The organism is Streptomyces varsoviensis, from assembly GCF_000718635.1.
GTDB lineage: Bacteria > Actinomycetota > Actinomycetes > Streptomycetales > Streptomycetaceae > Streptomyces > Streptomyces varsoviensis.
Genome location: NZ_JOBF01000001.1, coordinates 492,414 through 508,673, shown reverse-complemented (window position 1 = coordinate 508,673; position 16,260 = coordinate 492,414). Strand labels below are relative to the sequence as shown.

Here is a 16,260-nt window from a genome sequence, read left to right as displayed (position 1 = left end):
TCCGCGTGGGCCCGCAGAAAAAGGCCGGGCTTCGGCAATCGCCTCCCTGGCAGGATTGCCCGCATGAACGATCACCAGCGGACCGAACCCTCACGGACAGCCGACGAGCGCGCCTCGCTGACCGGATTTCTGCGGTATCAGCGCGAGACCCTGGCCATGAAATGCGCGGGGCTGACCCCCGAGCAACTGAAGCGGCGGGCGGTCCCGCCGTCCGGTCTCTCGCTGCTCGGGTTGGTCCGGCACACGGCCGAGGTCGAGCGGAGCTGGTTCCAGGTCATATGGAACGGCGAGGACGCGCGCGGCTATTGGCCGGGGAAGGTCAACGGCACGTTCGCCGAATTCGATGTCGACTCGGCCGATCCCGACGAGGCGTTCGAGATCTGGCGAGCGGCGTGCGAGCGGTCCGAGGAGATCGTGGAGGCCACCGATTCCCTTGACGCCACCGTGCGATGGCGCGACGAGGTATTCACCCTCCGCTACATCCTCACCCACATGATCGAGGAATACGCACGCCACAACGGCCACGCCGACCTCCTCCGCGAACTGATCGACGGAACGACCGGGGAATAAACCGGGGAATAGGCGGAATAGGCGGAACAGCCGGGGAATTGCCGGGGCTGCCCCGATGGCCCGGCGCCCGTATCTCCAGCTCCGGCTCCGGCTCCGGCTCCGGAGCCGGAGCCGGAATCCTGCCCCCAGTAGGGTGACTTCGCATGACTGAGTCCGAGACCGAGTCCGGGGCCGAGCCCGGGGCCGAAACCGAGATCGAGATCGAGATCACCGCTGACCTGGTACGTGACTTGCTGCGGGAGCAGCATCCGGACCTCGCGGGGCGGGCCGTTCGCGAGGTAGCGGGTGGGTGGGGCAACCAGATGTGGCGGCTGGGGGACGATCTGGCCGTGCGTATGCCGCGTAGGGGAAGTGCCGCGGATCTCCTGCGCAAGGAGTGCCGGTGGCTGCCCGTCCTGGCCCCGCGCCTGCCGCTTCCGGTGCCCGAGCCCGTACGGACCGGTGAACCGTCCGCGCGCTTTCCGAAGCCCTGGGCCGTCATGACGTGGGTCCCCGGCGAGCCGCTGGACCGCGCTTCCATCAGCAGGGGCGACCACGCGGCCGAGACTCTGGCGGACTTCCTCACGGCGCTCCACGTGGCGGCGCCCGATGACGCGCCGGCCAGCGAGGACCGCGGCGGTCACCCCAAGAATTGCACCGAGGGGTTCGACCACTTCTTCCACGCCGTCGTCCCCGATGGCCTCGCCGACGACGTCCGGGCCGTCTGGGACGACGCCGTCGCGGCGCCCGAGTGGGAGGGCCCGCCGCTCTGGGTGCACGGCGACCTCCACCCCGCGAACGTCGTCGTCTCGGACGGGACGCTCGCGGGCGTGATCGACTTCGACAGCGTGTTCGCCGGCGACCCGGCGTGGGACCTCGCCGCCGCCTGGGTCGTCCTTCCCGACGGCGCCGCCGCGCCCTTCTTCGACGCGTACGGGCAGGCGGACGAGGGAACGATCCGGCGCGCCCGCGGGCTGGCCGCCCTGAAGAGCCTGTTGCTCATGCTGATTGGCCAGAACGGCGACCGCGGCCTGCCCGGCGGCAAGCCGGCGTGGGGGCCCGCGGGCCGGGCAGCGCTCGATCGTGTCCTGAGAGACCGAGTGCGGTAGGCGTCAGGCAGTCGTCAGAGGGGCGTGAGGTAGGCGTCGGGTAGGCATGGAACGGCCGGGCCTCGGCCGTACGTCATCCGGATATCGCTGCCGGATCTGCCCGCGCCGACGCGCTCCAACAGCGTTCTTGACCCTCACACCGTGTGAGGCGGTCAACTCGGAGACGTCATGTTCACCATCGGAGACTTCGCCCGGCACGGTCGCGTCTCGGTCCGGATGCTGCGTCATTACGACGCGACCGGCCTGCTGCGACCGGCCCACGTCGACCCGGCCACCGGCTACCGCTACTACACGGCCGCCCAGCTCGCCCGCCTCAACCGCGTCATCGCGCTCAAGGACCTCGGCTTCACCCTCCAGCAGGTTCAGACGATCCTGGACGAGAAGGTGACGACCGAGGAACTGCGCGCCATGCTCCGGCTGCGGCGCGCCGAACTGGAGGCCGCGATGACGGCCGCGGCGGCCCGGCTGGCCCAGGTCGAGGCGCGGCTCCGTTCGATCGAGAGCGAGGGGCAGATGCCCAGCGACGATGTCGTATTGAAAAGACTGCCGAGCGTACGGCTGGCCGAGATGACCGGAGTGGCACCGGACTTCGACACCATCGGCCCGGTCATCCAGCCGCTGTACGACGAGCTGATGCGACGGCTCGAAGCGGCGGGGATCGCCCCGTGCGGGCCCGGGGTCGCCTACTACGAGGACGCGCCGGACGGCGGAATCCTCGTCCACGCGGGCATCGAGGTCTCCGCGCCCCTCGGCGAGAACGACGGGCTCCGCGTCGTGGACCTGCCGCCCGTCGAACAGGCGGCGACCGTCATGCACCGCGGCCCGATGGAGGCCGTACTGCCCACCGTCCAGCTCCTCGGCCGCTGGATCGACGCCAACGGGTACCGCTCGGTCGGCTACCCCCGAGAGATCAACCTGGAAGTCCCCGACAACCGCGATGAATGGGTCACCGAACTCCAAGAGCCGGTGAGCAAGGTCTGACACCTGTCCGACACCGGCCTGACGCCTGCCTGACACGGGTCTGACTGAGACCTGACGAAGGAGAGGTGACTGGTGAAGGACTGAACAGCGCTGGGTCGGTCCGGTTCTCCCGGCCGGCCCAGCGCCGTTCGCGATCAGCGCGTACGCACGGCCGCGGCCTTCGGATCGGTGGTTCGCGTACGGACGTACGGTACGCACACGGTCAGAGACGGGTTTCGAGGCGTACGAAGGGGAGTCGGCGCCCGACGGCGCGGTAGTCCTCCGGGGTGCCGTCGACGGAGAAGCCCATGAAGCGTACGAGCCTGCGGGCGGCCTTCGGGTGGCGGGGCGCGTAGCGGGCCATGAGGTCGCCGCCTTCGTCCGTATCGAGGGGGCGCGCGGTGACGGGGATGGTGCGCAGGGCGACTTGGATGCTGGCCTGGGGCGTGGCGAGGAGGTTCCGGTACCAGGCGGCTGTGGGGCCGAAGCCGGAGCAGACCACGTAACTGCCGTCGGCGCGGTCGTGTTCGATGACTTCGATGACGACTTGGCGTTGTTTGCCCGAGACGCGCCCGGTGTGGTTCAGCAGGAGCAGCCGGCCGCCGAAGAGCCAGCCCAGGCGCCATCGGTAGAGGCGGATGGGGGCCCGGAACAGCAGGCGGCGGACGCCGGTGGGCGGGGCGGGACGCTGGGAGAACTCCACGGGGCCTCGTACTCCTTGCTTGCTTGTACTCCTTGGCGGGCTCGCCCCTGCTTTTTGCGGGGCTCCTCGACCGTGCCCGCCGCCGTCAGAACTGTCGCAGGTGGTCACGGAGTCTGCGGGCGACCTGTGACATGAGCGCGTCGGCGCCGGGCTGGGCGCCGGCCGGGACGAGGGATTCGGTGAGGACGGCGATGGCGAAGGCCTGGCCGTCGGCGTGCTCGACGACGCCCATCTCGTGCCGGAGGTTGAGGAGGGTGCCGGTCTTGGAGGACCAGGTGGTGGCGTCGGAGCTGAAGTCCGGGGTGAGCCGGTGCCGTATCAGGTTGTGGGCCATGAGGCCGCGTACGCGTGCGGCCACCTCGGGGTGGATCTTCGAGGGGGTCCATAGGGCCTGGAGCAGTTCGACGTGGGCGCGGGCGCTCCCGGTGTTGGCCCGCGTGGTGTCGAGCTGCGGCACCCGGTGGCCGCGGCCGCTGGTGCCGGCGTCGATGGCGAGGGCGTGGGCGAGGTGGAGCTGGTCGGCGTCGAAGCGTTCCACGGGGGTTTCGGCCAGTTCGCGCATGGTGTGCCGGACGGTGATGCCGCGCAGGCCGAGCCCGTGCAGGAGCTCGGTGACCTGGGCGGGAGGGGTGAGGTCGAACAGCGCGTCGGCGGCGGTTCCGTCGCTCACGCAGGTGCTGAGGTAGAGCAGGTCGTCGATGGCGATCCGGGCGGGGTGGCGGAAGCGGCTCAGCCCGGCGGGGCCGGGCGTGGTGATGCGGCCGGGCTGTACGTCGATCGTCGTCGCCCCGTCCAGCTCGCCCCGGCGGACGCGTTCCAACGTCGCCAGCGCCAGCGGGACCTTGACGAGGGACGCGGAGGGCAGCGGGGTGTCCGGGTCGATGCCCAGTTCCTCGCCGGTGTGCAGGTCCCGTACGAGCAGGCAGCCGCGAAGCCCGCCATCGTGCAGTTCCCGGCGCAGGTCGCGCAGGAGCGCCTCGGTGTTCACGCCGTCGTCCTTCCCGAGGTCGGTCCGGTGGGTCCGGTGGCGCGCGCCCGGTGGTCCGCGCCGAGGCAGCGCGCGATGGCGTCGCCCAGGGGCCCTTCGGCGGGGAAGGGACCTTCGGTGGGCAAGGGGCCTTCGATGCGGGAGGGGCCCTCAATGGGCGGGGGGTCGCCGCCGTCCGCGGCGGTGAGGAGGGCGAAGCCGCGGCTGAGCCGCACTTCGCCGATGGGCCGCCAGGCCAGGGCGAGTTCGTCGGCCTGGGCCGGGGAGCACAGCAGCAGATCGTCACCGCAGAGGACTTCGGCCGCGGCGGTCATCAGATCGGGCGCGGCGACGAGCTGCGCGGGCCGCAGGCCGAGCGCGTCGCGCAGACGCGTCAGCGGGTCGCGGATGTGCGGTACGTCGTCCTCCGGCTGGAGCCAGACGCGGCGGGGCGGCCCGGTGGACGCCCGGCCGGCCCGTAGCGTTTCGAGGTAGAGGCGCTTGACGCCGTGGTCTTCTTCGGCGGCGGCGAGACCGAGCGGTACGGTCCATGTCGCCTCGTCCGGCGGGACCGCGAGCAGGGCGGCCCGTACCTGCTGCGAGTGGACGTACTCCCGCCGTCGCGCGGGGGCGGCGCGCCGGGGTTCGAGGGTGACGCCGTGCCGTCTCGCCTCGGCGACGAGGCGGGCGAGCGCGGTGGTGGAGCAGGTCTCGGGAACGGCCAGCCGCCATGGCCTGTGCTTGGCGGCCTCCGCCTCGTGCAGCAGGACCTCGGCCGCCCGCACGACGTCCCTGGCCGCGGGGAGCAGGTCGCGGCCGAAGGCGGTGAGGACGGCGCGCCGCGATGTGCGCTGGAACAACTGCTCGCCGAGGCGTTCCTCCAGCGCGGCGACGCGGCGGCTGGCCACCGACTGGGACATCCGGGCAGCGGCCGCACCCACGGTGAAGCTGCCGTGCTCACCGACGCTGACGAACGCGCGACACGCTCCCACGAGATCCACGGCTCGAACTCTATGCCAGTTCGGCATGGAACGGCGCGGGAGCGTATTGGACCGCATGGCCGCCCCGAGGTGAGAGTGCTGCTGGCCTTCACGATCAATGCGGTCATGGCATGGGCCGATGCCATGCCGGGCCTCGTCGTGCCGTGCCGTGCCGTTCCACGCCATTAGTCGTCCTGCGCACTGTGCGCCCTGGGCCCTGCGTCCGCCGAGGGGCGAGGCGCATTGGAGGTTTGCCATGAAGCTCGTCCGCACCCGAGGCGCCGTTCGCGGCGTGCTCGCGGCGCTCGTCCTCGTTCCCCTCGCGGCCTGCGGACATGACGCGTCCCCGGCCGCGTCGTCGGCGTCCCCCTCAAGCCCGGCATCAGGGACCGCGACAGCCGGGCAGGAGGGAGAGAGCGGGGAGAAAGGGGAGAACGGTGCCTCGAAGCCGTACGCCCACACCCTGAAGGGACTTGAGGGCAAGTACGACGCCAAGCTCGGCGTCTACGCCGTGGATACCGGCTCCGGCCGCGAGGTGACCTACAACGACGGCGAGCGATTCGCCTACAACTCCACATTCAAAGCGCTGGCCGCCGGCGCTCTGCTGCGGAAGTACTCGCTGAGCGGAATGGACCGGCTGATCACCTACTCCAAGGACGATCTGATCGCCGATTCGCCCGTGAGCGAGAAGCACGTCGATTCCGGGATGAAACTCGGTGAACTGTGCGATGCGGCCATCCGCTTCAGCGACAACACCGCGGCGAACCTGATGTTCGACGAACTCGGCGGCCCCAAGGCCCTGAACGCCGAACTCAAGAAGATCGGCGACGACGTCATCCGGATGGAGCGCCGCGAGCCGCAACTGAGCCGCTGGGTACCGGGAGAAACACGGGATACCAGTACCCCCAGGGCGATGGCCGCGGACCTGCGCGCCTTCGTTCTCGGCGATGTCCTGCACAAGGAGGAACGCGCACAGCTCACCACATGGCTGCGGACCAACAAGACCGGCGACGAACTGATCCGGGCCGGGACGCCCAAGAGCTGGGTGGTCGGCGACAAGACCGGGACCGGCAGCTATTACGGGGCTCGTAACGACATCGCCGTACTGTGGCCACCCCACAAAGCGCCCATCGTCGTGGCGATCCTCTCGCACCGCAATAAGAAGGACGCCAAGTTCGACAACAAACTGATCGCCGAAACGGCGAAGGTGGTGACCAGCACACTGTCATAGCCACCCCGCCACGCCCGCCACGCCTGTCACGCCTGCCGCCGCCGGCTCCGTATGGGTTCCGCCCCTCCGGGGACGGTCGGCGGCCATACTGCGTTGAGGTATCAGCCCGCTCCTCGCGGGGGCGGCGCTCAGAGTACGGACACCACGCAATCAAGACAGTTCAGTCCCGCACCTTCCCTTCGCGTGGAAAGGCTCCTCCGTGACCATGACACCGACGGCGACACCGCCCGGGGCCAAGAGCAAAGCCCGGGGCAGTTCCCGGCTCAACTGGACCGTGATGACGCTGTTGTCCCTGGCCGTCGCAGGCTACTTCACCGGCCAGTACGCGACCGACAGCCTGCAATCGCTGGGCTCCCGGAACGTCGGGCTGGCGGACGAATACGCGTCTCGCCCGTTACCGATCCAGATCGCCTTCTACACTCACATCAGCGCGGCCGGCCTGGCCCTCGCGATCGGCCCATTCCAGTTCGTCCGCGCGATCCGGCGCCGCCGCCCGGGTCTCCACCGCTGGACCGGCCGGGTCTACTTGATAACCATCGGCTTCGCCGCGGTCGCCGGTTTTGTGATGTCGTTCTTCAATTCCGCCGGCCTGGTCGGCTTCTTCGGCTTCGGCGGCCTGGCCGTCCTGTGGGCATGGGTCTCCTACCGCGCCTACCGCGCCGCCCGCGAACGCGACTTCGCCAGCCACCGGGCCTGGATGATCCGCAGTTTCGCCCTGACGTTCGCCGCCCCCACCCTGAGGCTCTGGCTCGGCCTGCTCATCACCGTACAAAACCTCGCCGGCAGCGATGCCGAGGGCCAGGAGATCTTCGACAACGCCTACGCCGCCGTCCCCTTCCTCTCCTGGCTCCCCAACATCGTCATCGCCGAACTCATGATCCGCCGCCGCAATCTCCCCGGCCTCCGCTTCTCCCCCTCCCCCACCCCACAACGCCTCACCCCGCCCCCAGAAGCCTCCGCCTGATCATCCGCCCCCTGGCGGAGCGGTTGTCACCTCCTCGCCCGCCCGCCTCGGTCTTCCGCGGCGGTGGGCCGTTGGCAGGTCAGTGGGGGGGGGTGGGGTGGGCGCAGGGGGTTTGGCCGGTGGTGAGGGCTTGTTGGGGGAGGGAGAGGGCGAAGGCGCGTTCCAGGCCGGCGAAGAAGAGGGCGATGCTGTCGGTCCAGTCGGTGTGCTCTTCCGCGCGGCGGATGTGGGGGTTGAGGAAGGCGAGCGGGGCGTCGGGGGCGAAGGGGGGCTCGCCGGGGGTGTACCAGGGGATCTCGTACATCTCCGGCCGGGCGTCGGCGCCGGTCTCGGGCGGGGTGGGGTTCTGGTGGACCCCGTCCTTGATGTAGGCGAACTCGTAGATGCCCTTGGCCATGATGGCGGTCAGCGTGATGCGGTGGGCCGGCGGCGGGTCGAGGGTGCGGGTGAAGGCGAGGCCGACATCGTGGTAGCCGAGCCACGTCCACTCGCCGGCTGCGCCGAAGGCGAGCACGTCGAGGAGGTCGTCGGTGCCTTCGCGTTCGTCCTTGTCGCGCACCTGGTGCAGTCGCAGCCCGTCCGCGATGTCCCGGGGGTCGGCCCCGTAGGCGAGGGCGGCCTCCTCGGGCGTCGGGCCTTTGAGGAATTCGAGCACGGTGAAGGGCTCTTGGCCCCTCCAGCTCTCGGCGATCCACGCTATGCCGTCGCCGACGGGCGGCTGGCGGGCGAGGAACTCCTCGAAGGCGGCCGCCTGCTTCGGGTCCATGTAGCCCTGCCGGGCCGTGCGCGCCTTGTCCTCCAGCCAGTCCAGCTCCGCTACGGAGCGCAACTCGGCCACCGTCACCCGGTCCCGTACGAACGTCATCCGCACCCCGTCGGCGTGCGCGTACAGGACGTACGGGCCTTGCCGCTCCGGGCCCGCCGGGCGCTCCCGCCCAGCCGTGGGCCGGGGCCTCGGGCCGCCGTGGACTCTCTGCGCGAAGTGTTCCAGTTCGGCGAGGTCGGCCGCCGGGAGGAGTACGCCCGCCGGTTCGCCGCCGTCGGTGACGGACAGCCGCTCGCCGGTCTCCTCGACACGGCCGATCAGACCGGCGAAGTCCGCCATGACATCGCTCAGTTCAACGCTGTTCATGTGCTCGGACCCTACCGGCAGGCCCCCGCCCAGTGGCCCTTCCGGCACCACCCCCCGTCGCGTTGACGGTCAGGCGGGCGGTCGGCTCGGCGGTCAGTGCGACGCGATGCGCTCCACCAGCGCGATCCCGCTCGCCAGCAACTTCCGCTCCTCCTCCGTCAGTTCCGCCTCGATGGCCCGCGCCAGCCAGTCGGCCCTGCGCTCCCGCTCCTCCTCCAAGAGGGCGTGGCCCGCGCTCGACAGTTCGACCAGGCTCTTGCGGCCGTCGGTCGGGTGCGCGCGGCGCGTGATCAGCCCCTGCTCCATGAGCAGCCCCACGGCGCGCGCCATGGACTGCGGCCGTACCCGTTGCGCGGTCGCCAGCTCGCTGGTGGTCATGGCGCCGTTGCGGTCCAGCTCGCCGAGGACGGCCACCTGGCCGAGCGGCATCTGGTCCTCAAGCTTGACGCGCCGGGTGAGCTTTCCCATCGCTGTGCGCAGTTCGGCGGCGACGGCGGCGGATTCCGGAAGGGGCATACCGCACTTTATCGCAGGGCCGTGAGGCTGCCTGAACAGCGTCACTGCGCAGGACGGCTGTGCAGTGCGTCTGCGTAGCGCGCCTGCGCAGTGCGCCTGTACGGCACATCTACTCAGCACACCTACTCAGCACATCTGCACAGCATGACTGATCAGCCAAACTGCACAGCATTGCTGTAGAGTCTCCCTGTCGGGACCAGCGCCACCGTCGTCGCAGCCGGGCCCCGGCACGTACGCGAAACGGGAAGGACCCACTCCCATGACCGCCATCACCTCCGTCACCGGCCGCCGCGTCCTCGACAGCAGGGGCAACCCCACCGTCGAAGTGGATGTCGAGCTGGCGGACGGCTCCACCGGCCGGGCCGCGGTGCCCTCCGGCGCTTCGACCGGGGCCCGCGAGGCCGTCGAACTGCGCGACGGCGACCCGGCCCGCTGGCACGGCAAGGGCGTCGACCGCGCGGTGCGCCACGTGAACACGGAACTCTCCGCCGCCGTCCTCGGCCGCGACGCGGAGGACCAGGCCGGACTCGACGCGGCCCTCGTCGCCGCGGACGGCACCGCCACCAAGGCCCGGCTCGGGGCCAACGCGATCCTCGGGGTCTCCCTGGCGAGCGCCAAGGCCGCGGCGGCCGCTCACCGGCAGCCGCTGTACCGGTACCTCGGCGGGGTCGAGGCCCGGCTGCTGCCCGTACCGATGATGAACATCGTCAACGGCGGCGCGCACGCCGACAACCCCCTGGACTTCCAGGAGTTCATGGTCGCCCCCATCGGCGCGGAGACCTTCGCCGAGGCCGTACGGATGGGGTCGGAGATCTTCCACACCCTGCGCCGCGACCTGCTCGCCGCCGGGCACTCCACCGGCGTGGGCGACGAGGGAGGCTTCGCGCCCGCGCTGCGTACGGCGGAGGAGGCCCTCGACTTCGTCGTCGCCGCCGTCGAGCGCACGGGCTACCGGCCGGGTACGGACATCGGCCTGGTCATGGACCCCGCGTCGTCCGAGTTCTTCCGCGACGGCGGCTACGACTACACCGGCGAGGGCGTCCGGCGCACGCCCGCCGAACACGCCGACTACCTGGTCCGGCTCATCGACGCCTACCCCGTCGTGTCGATCGAGGACCCGATGGCCGAGGACGACCTGGAGGGGTGGCGGGACCTCACCGCGCGGGTCGGCGCGCGCTGCCAGCTCACCGGCGACGACGTGTTCTGCACCAACGAGGCCATCCTGCGCGAGGGCATCGACTCCGGCGTCGCCAACTCGGTCCTGGTGAAGGTCAACCAGATCGGCACCCTGACCGAGGCCCTGGCCACCGTCGGCACCGCGCACCGGGCCGGCTACACCGTCGTCATGTCGCACCGCTCGGGAGAGACGGAGGACACCACGATCGCCGACCTGGCGGTGGCCACGGGCTGCGGTCAGATCAAGACCGGCTCCCTCTCCCGCTCGGATCGCACCGCGAAGTACAACCAACTCATCCGCATCGAGGAGGGGTTGGGCGAGTCGGCGCGGTACGCGGGCACGACGGCGCTGCGGCGGCGCTGAGGTCGCGTTTCGGGTTTCGGGTTTCGGCCATCGGCGTTACGGGGCGGTTCCGGCCCTGGTAAGGGTCGGTGTATTCGGCAGAGGAACGCATCCGAGCCTTCCCAAGGTTCCGAGCGCGTCCGAAACACACGCGTTCGAAGCGCGGGGGCTTTCGTTGGATGCCGTGACATCCTCTCGAACTCCCCGCTGGAGGCCGCCATGCACCCCCTTCCCGCTCGTACGCCCTCTCCCCCGCCCGCTCCCACCAGCGCCTATGCCGGTACGGCCGCGTGTACCACCCACCGCCTCGCCGACGGCGTCCGCGCACGGCGCCCCGATACGGGGTGGGCGGCATGAGCGAGTCCGCCGGTACGCCGCCGACCGACGGCCTCCCCGAACCCCGCACCGGCCCCCCGGCCTCATACGCCGGGCCGAGAAACGGGCCGGGGAACGGGCCGGGGAACGAGCCGGAGAACGGCACGGCGAAGGGGACGGGGAATAGGGCGGGGAACGGGACTGGGGGTGGGTCGGCTGCCGCGCCCGCGCCCGACGGCGGGACGATGCGGTACGTCGACCTCACCGGTAGCCGGGAGGCGGCGGGCCGCTCGATCCGGATGCGCGACATGGCCCGGCGGCTGCCGCGGCTCGTACGGCGGTCGCTCGCCCTGGCCTGGCGGGTCGACCCGCGGGCGACCGTCGGGCTGCTGGTGTGCCAGACGCTCTCCGGCGTGCTCCAGGCCGTCGGCCTGGTCGCCATCAGCGGCACCCTCAGCGCGTTGCTCGCCGACGGAGAGGTGTACGACCGGCTCCTGGAGGCGTGGCCGTCGGTCGCCTTACTGGCCGGCGCGGCCGGCGTGCGCGCCCTGCTGGGGATCACCACGAACTGGCTGTCCTCCCGGCTGGGCCCGATGATGTCGCGGGAAGCCGAGCAGATGCTGCTCACCGGCTGCGCCGAGGTCGAACTGTGCGCGTACGACGAACCCGACTTCAACCGCGACCGTGAAGCCGCCGACCGCGGGGCGCAGGTCACCGGCGACCTCATCAACGAGGGCCAGGACCTGATCGCCTCCGGCGCCGGCTTCCTCGCGGGGGCGGTCGTACTGGCCGGAGTGCACTGGACCCTGCTCCCGCTCCTGGTGGCGGCCAGCCTGCCGCAGGCCCTGGCCCAGATCAGCGCCGCCCGGGTGCGCTACCTGGCGAACCTGCGCAGCAACGGCGACAACCGGATGCTGTCCGTACTGCGCTGGCACATCTTCACCCGCGAGGCCGCCGATCAGATCCGCGCCGGCACCATGGCCGCCTTCCTGTCCGGCCGTTACGGGCAGACCGTGGCCCGCATCAACCGCGAGGACCGCGCCGCGGCGGACAAGGGCGCCCGGATGTCCCTGGTGGGTGCGGCGTGCGGCGGCGTGGGGTCGTCCGTGGTGTGGGCGACGGTGGTGGTCCTGCTGGCCACCGGCCGTATCGGCGTCGGAGCCGCGGGCACGGCGGTCTTCGCCCTTCAGACGGCGGGCCAGTCGGTCCGCGGCCTGGTCGCCATCGGGGCGCGCGCCATGCGCACCGGGCTGTACATGGACGACTGGACCGGCTTCCTGGACAGAGCGGGCGGCTACCGCATGCGCCGGGGCACGCGCCGCCCCGGCCGGCCGAAGACGATCGAGATCAAGTCGGTGAGCCACCGCTACGCGGGCAAGGACCGCGACGCGCTGTCCGACGTCTCGCTCACCCTGCGCCGGGGCGAGGTCACCGCGCTCGTCGGCTTCAACGGCTCGGGCAAGTCGACGCTGTCGAAGCTGGTCAGCGGCCTGTACCTGGCCACGAACGGACAGGTCCTGTGGGACGGTGTGCCCACAGGCGACACCGACCCGCAGGAGCTGTGGCGACAGGTGGCGCTGGTCCCCCAGGACTACGCGCGCTGGCCGCTGACCGTACGCGAGAACGTCACCCTGGGGCAGCCCTCGGCGCGCGGCGACGCCGCGGTGCGCGAGGCGTGCGAAGCCGCCGGCGCCGACGAGGTCGTCGACGGCCTCGGCGCGGGCCTCGGCACCCTCCTCGCCCGCGAATGGCTCAACGGCGAGGAACTGAGCGGCGGTCAGTGGCAGCGCATCGCCCTCGCCAGGGCGTTCTTCCGCGAGGCCGGCCTGCTGGTCCTCGACGAGCCGACCGCGAACCTGGACCCCCGCGCCGAGTACCGCGTCTTCCAGCGGCTGCGCGGCCTGGCCCGGGACCGGATCGTGCTGCTGGTGACCCACCGCATCACCAATGTCGCGGTCGCCGACCGGATCGTCGTCCTCGACGAGGGCAGGATCGTGCAGGAGGGCACCTATACGGAACTGGCCCAGCAGCCGGGCCTGTTCGCGCAACTGCTGTCCTACCAAGTCTCCGCCGAACCGGAGGAGGAGAGGCTGTAGCCCCCGGCGGCCGCGTGGCGCCCTCCGGCTTCGTGCCCGTTCGCCGGGCGGCAGCGCTCAGCTTCGTGCCCGCCTGCCGCGCGGCTGGGGTCCCGCCTGCCGCGCGGCCTTGGATTCGCTCGCCGCGCGGCCTCGGCACGGAGTGCCAACGCGCCCCTGACCAGCAGGTTTTGGACTTGCTGGTCCAATTTTTTTTGGCGGCCTAGCGTGCTGCCGTTCCCCCACGACACGTCCACTCTCGCAGAGAGGTTCACCCATGCACGCCATCCGCATAGAAGAGCACGGCGGCCCCGAGGTCATGCGCTGGACGGAGCTGCCGGACCCCGTAGCCGGGCCAGGCGAGGCGCTCGTACGGCTGGGCGCCGCCGGGGTGAATTTCATGGATGCCGGGGCGCGGACGCAGGGCGGACCCGGGTGGGCCGCGCCGGCCGTCCTCGGGGTGGAAGGGATGGGTTACGTCGAGGCGCTCGGCGAAGGCGTACGGGACCTCGCCGTCGGCGACCGGGTGGCGTGGTTCTACCACCCGGGCAGCTACGCCGAACTGCTGGCCGTACCGGCCAGCTCGCTGGTCAAGGTGGCCGACGGAATCAGCGACGAGACGGCCGCCGCGCTGATGATGCAGGGGCTGACCGCCAGCCACTTGAGCACCGAGACGTACCCCGCCGGACCGGGCGACACCGCCGTGGTGCACGCGGCGGCGGGCGGGGTCGGCCGGCTGCTCACGCAGATGATCAAGGCCCGCGGCGGCCGCGTGATCGCCCTGGTCTCCCGCGAGGAGAAGGCGCCCGTCGCGAAGGAAGCCGGCGCCGAGCACGTACTGGTCCACGCCGGGGGCGGCTTCGAGGAGCGCGTCAGGGAGCTGACCGGCGGGCAGGGCGCCGATGTCGTCTACGACGGCGGCGGCGCCGAGACGTTCCGCTCTTCCCAGGCGGCCCTGCGCCCCCACGGGGTGCACGCCTACTACGGCCCCTTCATGGGCGTGCCGACACTGCGCCCCACCGACCTGCCCAACAGCATCCTGCTGACCTACCCCGTCGTGCACCATCACGTCGCCACCCGCGAAGCTCTGCTGCGGCGGACCGGCGAGGTCTTCGACCTGGCCCTGGAGGGGCGGCTCACGCCGCGGATCACGGGGCGCTACGCCCTCGCGGACGCGGCCCGCGCCCATACCGACCTCGAATCGCGCCGGACCACGGGCAAGCTGCTGCTCCTGCCGTGACCTGGTGCCGGTGCCGATCTCGGTGTCGGTCTCGGTGTCGGTGTCGGTGTCGGTGTCGGTGCCTGTGACCGGGGTGGTGCCTCCGGTGCCTCCCCTCCCCGCTCCGGCTCGGCCGCGCTTGAATGGCAGACGCCCGTTCGTACCAGGAGGACCACACGTGCCGTTGACCCGCAAAGGCGCCGCCACCAGGCAGCGCATCATCGAGGGCGCCGCCGAGCAGATCCGCGAACAGGGCGTGTTCGCGCTGCGCCTGGAGGACGTCATGGCCCGCACGGCGACCAGCAAGAGCCAGCTCTTCCACTACTTCCCCGACGGGAAGGACGCGCTGCTCCTCGCCGTGGCCCGGTACGAGGCCGACCGCGTCATCGAGGACCAGCAGCCGGAGCTGGGCTCCCTCACCTCCTGGCCCGCCTGGCACCAGTGGCGCGACAAGGTCGTCGCCCGCTACCGCGCCCAGCGCAGCGACTGCCCGCTCCACACGGCCCTCGCCCAGCTCGGCGCGGCCAACGACGCCACCCGGACCGTGGCCGGCGAACTCCTCGACCGCTGGCAACGGCAGCTCGCGACGGGCGTCCGCCACATGCAGGAGAGCGGCGAGATCGGCCCCGAGCTGGACGCCGACCGCGAGGCGGCGGCCCTGCTAGCCGGTATCCAGGGCGGCGTACTGATCCTCCTGACCACGGGCAGCGACCGCTATCTGGAATCCGCCCTCGACCTGGGCATCGCCCACCTGCGGGCCTCCGGCCGTGGGGGGCTCTGAGCGGAACGGGCCGGCCCGCCCTCCGCCGCAAGCGGCATCCGGCCACCCGCGCCCTTCGACCCTCGACCCTCGCCCCCGCGTCCGTCGCCCGTCGCCCCTCGACCCTCGACCCTCGACCGCTCACGATCGGGTGGCGGTTCGGCAGCCCCCTCCGTCCGTCGCGCCCGTCCCTGTCCCCGTCCCCATGGCCTCGTCCGCCGGCTTGCTCCGGTCGTACGGGTCGACCTCGGTGCCGTTGCCCGAACCGGCACGGTCGGCGCCGAACGGAGGGGTGAAGTAGCCGGTATAGGTGTCGCAACCGCCGTTGGTGATGTCGGCCTTGTACGACACCAGGGAGAAGGTTCCCGGCTCGGTGACCACCTTGGCCGGATCGTCCCAGCTCATCACGGTCTCGCGGCGCACGATGGTCCGTACGATCTCCTCGCCGTCGCCGCCATGGCCCGCTCCGGCACGGACGACCGGATAGACGTACGTGACGTCGGCGGTGACCTCGACCGCGCCGCGCCGGCCCTCATGGAACGTGAGCCGCCCCCGCGTCTTGACCACGTGACCGACCAGCCGCACCTTCTCCTTGTCGAAGCGGCTGAACAGCAGCCGGGCGTCGTTCTCCCGGCTGGGCGTGCGGAAGGCCGCCGTCAGGTAGTCCTGGACGTCCGCTTGGCGCGGGTTGATCAACGCGATGGCCTTGGCGGGCCGGTCGCCGCCGAGCACGCCGGGGTCCAGGCTGGACGCGGCGAGGAAGTCCCTGGACCGGTCGAGGGCGTGCGCGACCTGGTTCCGGCTCATCCAGCCGGTCGCCCGCGCCTCGGGCACATGGATCCCGGCCGTCCCGTCGCCCCACTGGGCGGCGGGCGACCCCTTGAACGGCGCGTCCATCGTCGGGCGTTGGCCGGCCCCCGCCGCCGGCGGCTGACCGGGGCTCTCGGACTCCGCGGCCAGCGGCGTACCGTCGTCGCCACCGGCCCCGAACCAGCCGAGCACCTTCCCCGGCATCAGGGCCACCACGAGCAGGACGACCGCGAGGAGCATCCCCAGCACGTACCAGCCCTTGCCCCGTCGCGGCCGGGCCGGCTCGTACGTACGCCACCCCGGCGGCTGCCCGGCCCCGCCCCGCGGCAGCCGCGCCGCACTCCGGGCCCGCGCCGACGGCTCCTCGGGCGCGCCAGGAGACCCGGCCTCGGCATCCCGGAGGAAGCGCTCCCACTCCTTGTCCGATATGGACCCGTCCTTGCCCACCCGC

General features: G+C 71.6%; 15 protein-coding genes. 9 read left to right on the top strand and 6 right to left on the bottom strand.

Annotated elements, in window-relative coordinates:
- Window positions 1-63: 63 nt before the first annotated feature.
- The 3 genes from IF55_RS02165 to IF55_RS02155 all read left to right on the top strand — a co-directional run bounded on the left by IF55_RS02165 (window position 64) and on the right by IF55_RS02155 (window position 2,639).
- Complete coding sequence (locus IF55_RS02165) at window positions 64-570, top strand: DinB family protein (protein ID WP_030881921.1); 507 nt, start codon at window positions 64-66, stop codon at window positions 568-570.
- 143 nt (window positions 571-713) lie between these two features.
- On the top strand, window positions 714-1,658 hold the full coding sequence (locus IF55_RS02160; protein WP_037964368.1) for an aminoglycoside phosphotransferase family protein: 945 nt from the start codon (window positions 714-716) through the stop codon (window positions 1,656-1,658).
- 168 nt (window positions 1,659-1,826) lie between these two features.
- Complete coding sequence (locus IF55_RS02155; protein ID WP_030881913.1) at window positions 1,827-2,639, top strand: MerR family transcriptional regulator; 813 nt, start codon at window positions 1,827-1,829, stop codon at window positions 2,637-2,639.
- Window positions 2,640-2,841: 202 nt separating this feature from the next.
- On the opposite strand, the gene IF55_RS02150 is transcribed toward IF55_RS02155, so the two are convergent.
- The 3 genes from IF55_RS02150 to IF55_RS02140 all read right to left on the bottom strand — a co-directional run bounded on the left by IF55_RS02150 (window position 2,842) and on the right by IF55_RS02140 (window position 5,289).
- Window positions 2,842-3,321 carry a nitroreductase family deazaflavin-dependent oxidoreductase gene (locus IF55_RS02150; RefSeq protein ID WP_030881909.1) on the bottom strand — a complete coding sequence of 160 codons (480 nt, stop codon included), beginning with the start codon at window positions 3,319-3,321 and terminating at the stop codon, window positions 2,842-2,844.
- 85 nt (window positions 3,322-3,406) lie between these two features.
- On the bottom strand, window positions 3,407-4,309 hold the full coding sequence (locus IF55_RS02145) for a serine hydrolase (RefSeq protein ID WP_030881907.1): 903 nt from the start codon (window positions 4,307-4,309) through the stop codon (window positions 3,407-3,409).
- Window positions 4,306-5,289, bottom strand: a complete 984-nt coding sequence (locus IF55_RS02140) for a LysR family transcriptional regulator (protein ID WP_048831415.1) — start codon at window positions 5,287-5,289, stop codon at window positions 4,306-4,308. Before IF55_RS02140 ends, IF55_RS02145 begins: the two co-directional genes overlap by 4 nt.
- Before the next feature lie 235 nt (window positions 5,290-5,524).
- Between IF55_RS02140 and bla the strand changes: the two genes are divergently transcribed.
- Entirely contained in the window at window positions 5,525-6,499 is a 975-nt protein-coding gene (bla, locus tag IF55_RS02135; protein ID WP_030881902.1) for a class A beta-lactamase, read from the top strand.
- Window positions 6,500-6,776: 277 nt separating this feature from the next.
- Complete coding sequence (locus tag IF55_RS02130; protein WP_211269925.1) at window positions 6,777-7,463, top strand: DUF2306 domain-containing protein; 687 nt, start codon at window positions 6,777-6,779, stop codon at window positions 7,461-7,463.
- A gap of 79 nt (window positions 7,464-7,542) precedes the next feature.
- Here the strand turns inward: IF55_RS02130 and IF55_RS02125 are convergent, their stop codons facing one another.
- Window positions 7,543-8,595 carry a type II toxin-antitoxin system Phd/YefM family antitoxin gene (locus tag IF55_RS02125; protein ID WP_030881896.1) on the bottom strand — a complete coding sequence of 351 codons (1,053 nt, stop codon included), beginning with the start codon at window positions 8,593-8,595 and terminating at the stop codon, window positions 7,543-7,545.
- 93 nt (window positions 8,596-8,688) lie between these two features.
- Complete coding sequence (locus IF55_RS02120) at window positions 8,689-9,111, bottom strand: MarR family winged helix-turn-helix transcriptional regulator (protein WP_030881893.1); 423 nt, start codon at window positions 9,109-9,111, stop codon at window positions 8,689-8,691.
- A gap of 259 nt (window positions 9,112-9,370) precedes the next feature.
- Between IF55_RS02120 and eno the strand changes: the two genes are divergently transcribed.
- From eno to IF55_RS02100, 4 genes are all read left to right on the top strand, one after another.
- The gene (gene eno / locus IF55_RS02115; RefSeq protein ID WP_030881890.1) at window positions 9,371-10,651 is read left to right on the top strand and encodes a phosphopyruvate hydratase; all 1,281 of its coding nucleotides are present in this window, start codon (window positions 9,371-9,373) and stop codon (window positions 10,649-10,651) included.
- Between the two features lie 539 nt (window positions 10,652-11,190).
- The gene (locus IF55_RS02110) at window positions 11,191-13,041 is read left to right on the top strand and encodes an ABC transporter ATP-binding protein (RefSeq protein WP_030881876.1); all 1,851 of its coding nucleotides are present in this window, start codon (window positions 11,191-11,193) and stop codon (window positions 13,039-13,041) included.
- Between the two features lie 256 nt (window positions 13,042-13,297).
- Complete coding sequence (locus IF55_RS02105) at window positions 13,298-14,260, top strand: quinone oxidoreductase family protein (protein ID WP_030881873.1); 963 nt, start codon at window positions 13,298-13,300, stop codon at window positions 14,258-14,260.
- Between the two features lie 157 nt (window positions 14,261-14,417).
- Entirely contained in the window at window positions 14,418-15,020 is a 603-nt protein-coding gene (locus IF55_RS02100) for a TetR/AcrR family transcriptional regulator (RefSeq protein WP_030881871.1), read from the top strand.
- Window positions 15,021-15,140: 120 nt separating this feature from the next.
- Here the strand turns inward: IF55_RS02100 and IF55_RS02095 are convergent, their stop codons facing one another.
- Window positions 15,141-16,256, bottom strand: a complete 1,116-nt coding sequence (locus IF55_RS02095; RefSeq protein ID WP_030881870.1) for a hypothetical protein — start codon at window positions 16,254-16,256, stop codon at window positions 15,141-15,143.
- Window positions 16,257-16,260: the final 4 nt, after the last annotated feature.